This is a genomic window from Actinosynnema sp. NPDC059335 (assembly GCF_042752395.1).
In the GTDB taxonomy this organism is placed as follows: Bacteria; Actinomycetota; Actinomycetes; order Mycobacteriales; family Pseudonocardiaceae; genus Actinosynnema.
Map to the genome: position 1 here is coordinate 1 of NZ_JBHYXZ010000254.1, position 2,088 is coordinate 2,088.

Consider the following 2,088-nt stretch of genomic DNA (forward strand, 5'->3'; position numbering starts at 1 on the left):
GGGGGGGGGGGGGGGGCGGCCCCGCGCCCCGGGGGGCCCCCGCGGGGGCGCCCCGCCCCACCGCGCCGGGTCCGGCCGCTGCGGTGGTCGCCGTCCGCGGTGGTGGTGCACCTGGGCGCGCGGCGTGTGGTGGACGACCTGGCCCACCACACGATCTCGTTCGGCGGCGAGTGGGAGGGGACGTTCGACGAGATCATCCGCCGCGGGCGCCCGATGAGCGACCCGTCCCTGCTGCTGACCACGCCGACCCTCACCGACCCGGGGCTCGCGCCCGCCGGGCGGCACCTGCAGTACCTGCTCGCGCCGTGCCCCAACCTGGACACCGGCCCGATCCGCTGGGACGTCGTCGGGCGCCGGTACGCCGAGGAGGTCGTCGGCGAGCTGGTCTCCCGCAAGCTGCTCGACCCCGGCGTCGAGGTGCTGTCCGTGACGACGCCCGCCGACTGGGCCCGCGCCGGCCAGGCCGCGGGCACCCCGTTCTCGGCCGCGCACACGCTCGGCCAGACGGGCCCGTTCCGACCGCGGAACCTCCCGTTCCGGCACGGCAACGTCGTGCTCGCGGGCAGCGGCACCACCCCCGGCGTCGGGATCCCGCCGGTGCTCATCTCGGGCCGGCTCGCCGCCGAACGGCTGCGGCGACCGTGACGGGTGGCCCGCCCCGGTTTGACCCGAAAGAGTGACCTACACACCTTTACCAACGCTTTACTGACGTCGCCCGGTGCCCGATACTGTCCGGCGAGGGGAGTACTTCCCAAGCGCCTGCCCGGTCAGTACGGACGTCCCGTCGGCGTCCCCGGGAGGCCGCCCCGCCAGGGGTGAAGGAGACCTCGAACTTTTGTCGTTCGAGGAGGTCCGATGCCCCTGTCAGCAGCAGTGCCGGCGAGCCCGGTCGAGCCCGTGGGGTCGCCGTGGTTGTGGTTGGTCAGCATCGCCGTGCTGGTCGTGTTGCTGATCGCGGACTTCGTGGTCACCCACCGGCCGCACGAGGTGTCCATCCGGGAGGCCGTGGGCTGGTCGGTGTTCTACCTGGCGCTGCCCGTGGTGTTCGGGCTGTGGCTGTGGAACCACGCCGGCGGTGACCGGGCGCTGGAGTTCATGACCGGGTTCGTGGTCGAGAAGTCGCTGTCGGTCGACAACCTGTTCGTGTTCATGCTGCTGCTGGCGGCCTTCGCGGTCCCCGCCGAGGTGCAGCAACGCGTCCTGCTCTACGGCATCGTCGGCGCGCTCGTGCTGCGCGGCGTGTTCATCGCGGCCGGCGCGGCGATGCTGGCCGCCGGGACGTGGGCGTTCCTGGTGTTCGGGCTGGTCCTGCTGGTGTCGGCGATCAAGGTCCTGCGCCAGGCGATGGCCGGGGTCGAGGAGGCGCGGGACGTCTCGCGGATGCGGTCGGTCCGGCTGCTGCGCCGGCTGATGCCGGTCACCGACGACTACCACGGCGCCCGGCTGACCGTGAAGGAACGCGGTCGCCGCGCGCTCACGCCGCTGGCGGTCGTGGTGGTGGCGGTCTTCGCCACGGACGTGGTGTTCGCCGTCGACTCGGTGCCCGCGGTCTACGGCATCACCGACGACCCGTACCTGGTGTTCGCGACGAACGCGTTCGCGCTGCTGGGCCTGCGCGCGCTGTACTTCGTGCTGCACACGGCGCTGGCGAAGCTCGTGCACCTCAACCACGGGCTCGCGATCATCCTGGCGTTCATCGGCGTGAAGCTGGTGCTGCACTGGGCGCACGGGATCTGGCCGGGCCTGCCCGAGATCCCCACGCCGGTCTCCCTGGTGGTGATCATCGCCATCCTCGCCGTCGTCACCGTGACCAGCCTGCGCAGCAGGCGGCGTGCCGAAGCCCGTGCCGACCGACCGGGCGAGAAGGCCGCCACGCCAGGGGACTGACCATGGTGTTCGAGTGGCTGCTCGACGTGCTGGTCACCACCGCCCTCACCGCGCTCGTCGTGGGGGCGCTGGTGATCAGCTGCGCCGCGCTGCACCCGCCACGCGGTCCGGGGGGCGGTGCCGGGGTTACACCGGCGGGGGCGCCCTGTGCCCCCCAAAGAACCCGGTCCTTTACCCCCCCACCCCACCCCCCCCCCCCCC

At 73.1% G+C, this 2,088-nt stretch carries 1 protein-coding gene and 1 pseudogene; both read left to right on the forward strand.

What is annotated here, in order from left to right:
* A pseudogene (locus ACFXGA_RS38760) lies at positions 1–645 on the forward strand (phytoene desaturase); the annotation flags it as partial.
* Positions 646–855: 210 nt separating this feature from the next.
* A complete protein-coding gene (locus ACFXGA_RS38765; protein WP_378097726.1) occupies positions 856–1,887 on the forward strand; it encodes a TerC/Alx family metal homeostasis membrane protein in 1,032 nt (343 codons plus the stop codon).
* Positions 1,888–2,088: the final 201 nt, after the last annotated feature.

What these genes read in the sequence shown, in the direction of transcription:
- ACFXGA_RS38765 (WP_378097726.1), top strand. Translation starts at nt 856, where the DNA reads ATGCCCCTGTCAGCAGCAGTGCCGGCGAGCCCGGTCGAGCCCGTGGGG.